A 5,106-nucleotide genomic window follows, 5' to 3' on the forward strand; every position below is an offset into this window, starting at 1 on the left:
AAGGTTCTGTGCATTTAGCTAAATAGATTTGTTTGTCTTTAAATTTAAAAGCTGACTTAGTAAATTCGGCACTTCCTCCTTGATGTTTTTTCTTAAAGTTAGGATACTTAGTACGACCGCAAAGAAATTGGTAAAAGCTGTTTGTAGGTGTCTTAACCCTTGTTGTAAAGGTACACAGCTAACTTCGTTTAAAAAGTCTAATTCTTCTTGTTTTTTCCAATCAGTTAGCATTGAAGAAGTTTCAGTATATCCTACTCTTTCTTGTCTTTCGTACCATGCTTGTGTTCTGACATGGAGTGCCTTATTGTAAACCAATCTTACACAGCCCAAAGTGCGCCGCAATAGCGACTCTTGTTCTGGTGTGGGGTAAAATCGGAACGAGTAGGCTTTTTCCATGTCTCACATTTAAGCATATATTTGGTAAATGCGCTAGTATTTAACGGTAAAGCCGTCGTAGAACGACGGGGTTTCAGACCCAAAATTTTCGATGAGGGGGGTTTGGGATTTCGGTTCAGGACAGGTTTTATTGGTGAAATCACAGCGATAAATTGCCGGTTTTTGCCAACTGAGGGGAATTTCCAGCAAATCCCTCGAACCGGTCATCGCTTGTCCTAGAAAGAGAGCCAGGGCGATACAATTGAGAATTGTATGGGCAATGCGCCAACGATGGGAACGGTCTTTATAGATATCTTCGACAATTGCCAGAGAAAAAATCATCAGTAATGATGCCGCCATGCCGATATAGTAGTGAGACCAGTACCATTGGGCCGAGAGTCGCCAGACCCCATCCTGAGCACCGATAATAATTAAACCCATGCCAGTCAAGGTGGCAAAAATTCCGCGCCAGAGGGCTTGTCTAGCGCAGTAGAGACAGACCAAAGAGGCAATGGTGACAAAAAACATCAAAATCATAAAAATGACCAGAAAGGGGTCTAATTTTCCCTCTTTTTGTTTATCGACAAAACCATTAAAACCGTAAACGACCGAGTAAGCTAGTGCTAACAGGTTAACCCCTACCACTGTACCCGTTAACCAGCGGCCTAAGCGTAGATGTTCGGGCCCAACCACTGGGGGAATTTTACTTTTATTTCCTGCAGCGGTTTCTAAGCGACGTTGACGGGTTTGCCAAGCAAAGTTGACTACGAGGCCGATAATAGGGAAAACGACCACTATTGCTAGGACAGGATGAATGAGAGCCAGAAAATCGACGAATTGCATATAAATATCCCGAAAATAGTCAGCAGAAAATCGTCAATAGTTGACAAGCTATAGCCTTATTTTTTTCAGCTTATCGCAGATATCAGGGGGCAGGGGCAGGGGGCAAAAGGCAGGAGATAGGGTGATAGGGTGATAGGGTTTTGGGGTGATAGGGTGATGAGACAGCTTCCCCACTACCCCACTACCCCACTACCCCACTACCCCACTACCCCACTTCCCATTTCGGACGAGGAACCTCTTTGATAATCGGCTAATCTAAAAGCAGCAATCCCTAGATTCAATCCTGACTATGAAACTACAAGAACTTTTGACAAATATCACTCTGGTTTCCCCAATTTCTTCTCCTATCGCTTTAGAAACCGAGATTACGGGAATTTCCACCAACTCCCATGCTTGTCAACCCGGAGATTTATTTATCGGTTTACCCGGTAGTCGCGTCGATGGGGGCGAATTTTGGCGTTCTGCTTTGGAAACCGGGGCCGTAGCGGCGATTATTTCCCCGGCAGCCGCCGCTAAATTTCCCCCCCCGGAGGATGCTTGCGTAATGGTTGTGGCAGATTTAGTTACTGCCGCCGCTGCGATCGCTGCTAAATTCTATCATTATCCTGCCCAAACCCTAAAATTAATCGGTGTGACGGGAACTAACGGCAAAACCACCACCACCCATTTAATTGAATATTTTCTCAGCCAAGCAAAGATTCCCACCGCTTTATTCGGGACTCTTTATACCCGTTGGCAAGGATTCCAAGAAACCGCTAATCATACCACCCCTTTCGCTAACGAGTTACAAGCTAGTTTAGCCAAAGCGGTGAGCGCCGGCAATGAAATCGCCGTCATGGAAGTTAGTTCCCATGCACTGGCCCAGGGACGGGTACAGGGTTGTACTTTTCCCGTGACGGTGTTTACCAATCTCACCAGAGACCATCTCGATTATCACCTCGATATGGAAGATTATTTTGCCGCTAAAGCTAAATTATTTAGTCCCGATTATCTGCAAGGGAAGGCGATTATTAACCTTGATGATGCCTATGGTCAACGATTAGCAGCCTCCCTGTCTCCCCAACAGGTTTTAACCTATAGTGTGTCCGATGCTAGTGCCGATTTTTATACTAAGGATTTACACTATCAACCCACGGGAGTTGAAGGGGTGATGGTGACTCCCCAAGGGGAAATAGCCTTTGCTTCTCCTCTGGTGGGTCAATATAATCTGGCTAACCTCTTGGCGGCGGCGGCGGCAGTGTTAGAATGTGGTGTAGATTTAGGGAAAGTAATCAGTCAAATTCCCCAGTTTTCAGGAGTACCGGGGCGGATGGAACGGGTTAGCACCGCTCCCGACCAAGATATCAGCGTCATTGTCGATTATGCCCATACTCCCGACAGTTTAGAGAATGTTTTAAAAGCTTCCCGGCCCTTTATTTCTGGTCGGATGATTTGTGTTTTTGGTTGTGGCGGCGATCGCGATCGGACAAAACGGCCGTTAATGGGTAAAATAGCCGCAGAATTAGCAGATTTAGCCATAGTTACCTCCGATAATCCCCGCACAGAGGCTCCCGAACGAATCCTTCAGGATATCGTCGCTGGCATTCCCTCAGAAATTACTGTTCAGGTAATTAGCGATCGCGCTTTGGCCATTGACACGGCTATTCAAGCAGCGCAACCGGGAGACGGGGTAATTATTGCGGGTAAAGGTCACGAAGATTATCAAATTTTGGGGACGGAAAAAATCCATTTCGATGACCGCGAACAGGCCCGGGCCGCTTTGATGAAAGTGAAAAATTGATGGGGGGTGATGAATTATCAAGAAAAGCTAACATTAGTTGACAATTGGCACAAGTAGCCAATGTTAAAATCTGTGATAGACTGGGAGAGTTTAGGTGAAAATCCTCGTTAGGGGGCAACCGCTATCTTGATAAGTGGCCCCCTGTCTTGACTAAGCAATGACACAAAAAAGGCGTTACACGCGCTTTGATTGTCTGAGGCCTCTGGCTTTAGACTTTGGGAGATACCCCCTCTTGAGGACAATCTCTTAAAGTGCATTGTTAGGGTGTGTTAGTAAAAAAGTATCGGTCAATTGGTGAATCTAGATGACCTACTGCCTTAATCCCAACTGCACTCAACCGAAAAACGCCCCGACAGCGTTAATCTGCGAGAGTTGCGGTTCAAAACTTCTTCTGCACGACCGCTATCAAACTCTAGGCATTTTGGGGAAAGGAGGGTTTGGGACAACTTTTGTTTCATCGGATCTGTCCCTACCAGATAAGCCCCTCTGTGTGGTCAAACAACTGCAACCTCCCTCTAAAGAGGCTAATGTTTTTCGCATGGCGAGGGAACTTTTTGAGCGAGAAGTGGAAACCTTGGCAAAACTGGGAGTTCATCCGCAGATTCCCCGATTATTGGACTATTTTGAAGATAATCAACAGTTTTATCTAGTTCAAGAATACCTTAAAGGTCATAACCTGCACCAAGAGGTCAAAAAACGCGGGCCGTTTAGCGAAGCGGGAGTCAAACAGTTTTTAAGTGAACTCTTGCCGGTTTTGCAATATGTCCACGAGCAAAAGGTAATTCATCGGGATATCAAACCCGCTAACCTAATTCGTCGGCGAACAGACCGAAAATTGATTCTGATTGACTTCGGGGCCGTCAAAAATCAAGTTAATACCGTCATGGCCAATGCCGATTCTCAAACCGCTTTCACTAATTTTGCCGTGGGTACCCAAGGTTTTGCCCCCCCCGAACAGATGGCCATGCGTCCCGTTTACGCTAGTGATATCTACGCGGTGGGAGCTACCTGTCTCTATCTACTCACGGGCAAATCTCCTAAAACGATCGAAGTTGATATTAATACAGGCGAATTACTCTGGGAAAAATTAGTCAAGGTGAGTCCCCCGTTTGCTAAAGTCCTGAAAACAATGCTGGAAGTCTCTGTCCGTCATCGCTACAAATCCGCTCAAGAGGTAATGGATGCTTTAGACATGACGGCTTATGCCGACAGTCTAGCCCAAAGTTTAATCGCCGCTCCAATGGTTACTTCCCAGCCCCCCCGACAAGATTCAGGTTCGATAGCCACTTCCTCCGTTTCTGGCCCTCTCAAGTCTAAATTTCGTCCCAAAAATAAAAATCCAGAGGCCTCTCCAGATAATATGCTGGGGGGACAGATGGCTTTTTCAATGTTTAATACAAATGTATTGAATAAAAGTAAAGCCCGCAGCAGCACGGAGCTAACCTTACTGAAGAAAAAACCCCGCTTAGATGAAAAAGCGATTCTCGATGCTTACAATAACGGCCGGCGCAATTTCGCCCAAGAGGAATTACCAAATCTCAATCTGGCCAAAGCCAAACTTTTGGGGGTAAATTTCTGTCAATCCAAATTAACAGGAGCTAATTTACAAGGGGCAGATCTGTCCAATGCGGATCTGGGCCGGGCTAATCTCAGTCAAGCTATTCTCAAAAGTACCAATTTAAATAATGCCTATCTCGGTTATGCAGACCTAGAAAAGGCCGATTTACGCGGGGCTAATCTCACCGGCGCCCATCTTCGCTACGCTAATCTCAAAGATGCTAATCTTTGCGGGGCTAATCTCTCTGATGCCCAAGTAACTCAAGAACAAATCGCCCTGGCAAAAACCAATTGGTTCACAGTTATGCCCAATGGTAAACGCGGTTCCTGGTAATCTTTTTTCAGTGATCAGTAATCAGTAAACAGTGAAAAGACAGTAGGAAACTTCTATTTAGGGTCTGCTGAATAAAGCTAAAAACCTTGTTGGGTAAGACTTTTAGACTTTTTGTCAATCAAAAAGTACCAGGCCTGGGAGTGATCAGGGGGAAAATTCAGGTACTTTTTCCCTGAAAATTAGGTAGTTGACCACCTGAAAATCGGTAAAACCCATC

General features: G+C 45.6%; 3 protein-coding genes and 1 pseudogene. 2 read left to right on the top strand and 2 right to left on the bottom strand.

Annotation, left to right across the window (positions count from 1 at the left end; genetic code table 11):
- Both IM319_RS05785 and IM319_RS05790 read right to left on the bottom strand, forming a co-directional pair.
- Positions 1–396: pseudogene (locus tag IM319_RS05785) on the bottom strand (RNA-guided endonuclease InsQ/TnpB family protein); the annotation flags it as partial.
- A gap of 33 nt (positions 397–429) precedes the next feature.
- Positions 430–1,218 carry a DUF4079 domain-containing protein gene (locus IM319_RS05790; RefSeq protein ID WP_287734972.1) on the bottom strand — a complete coding sequence of 263 codons (789 nt, stop codon included), beginning with the start codon at positions 1,216–1,218 and terminating at the stop codon, positions 430–432.
- A gap of 289 nt (positions 1,219–1,507) precedes the next feature.
- Here IM319_RS05790 and IM319_RS05795 point away from each other — a divergent pair, with 289 nt between their 5' ends.
- Positions 1,508–2,998 carry a UDP-N-acetylmuramoyl-L-alanyl-D-glutamate--2,6-diaminopimelate ligase gene (locus tag IM319_RS05795; protein WP_287734973.1) on the top strand — a complete coding sequence of 497 codons (1,491 nt, stop codon included), beginning with the start codon at positions 1,508–1,510 and terminating at the stop codon, positions 2,996–2,998.
- A gap of 304 nt (positions 2,999–3,302) precedes the next feature.
- Positions 3,303–4,889 (top strand): serine/threonine-protein kinase, encoded by a 1,587-nt coding sequence (locus tag IM319_RS05800; RefSeq protein ID WP_287734974.1) that lies wholly within the window; start codon positions 3,303–3,305, stop codon positions 4,887–4,889.
- The last annotated feature ends 217 nt before the right edge of the window (positions 4,890–5,106 follow it).

Source organism: Microcystis sp. M113S1, from assembly GCF_020246945.1.
Classification (GTDB): domain Bacteria; phylum Cyanobacteriota; class Cyanobacteriia; order Cyanobacteriales; family Microcystaceae; genus Microcystis.

Excerpts from the sequence above, each read along its gene's own strand:
- IM319_RS05790 (WP_287734972.1), bottom strand. The coding sequence starts at position 1,218 with ATGCAATTCGTCGATTTTCTGGCTCTCATTCATCCTGTCCTAGCAATA.
- IM319_RS05795 (WP_287734973.1), top strand. The coding sequence starts at position 1,508 with ATGAAACTACAAGAACTTTTGACAAATATCACTCTGGTTTCCCCAATT.
- IM319_RS05800 (WP_287734974.1), top strand. The coding sequence starts at position 3,303 with ATGACCTACTGCCTTAATCCCAACTGCACTCAACCGAAAAACGCCCCG.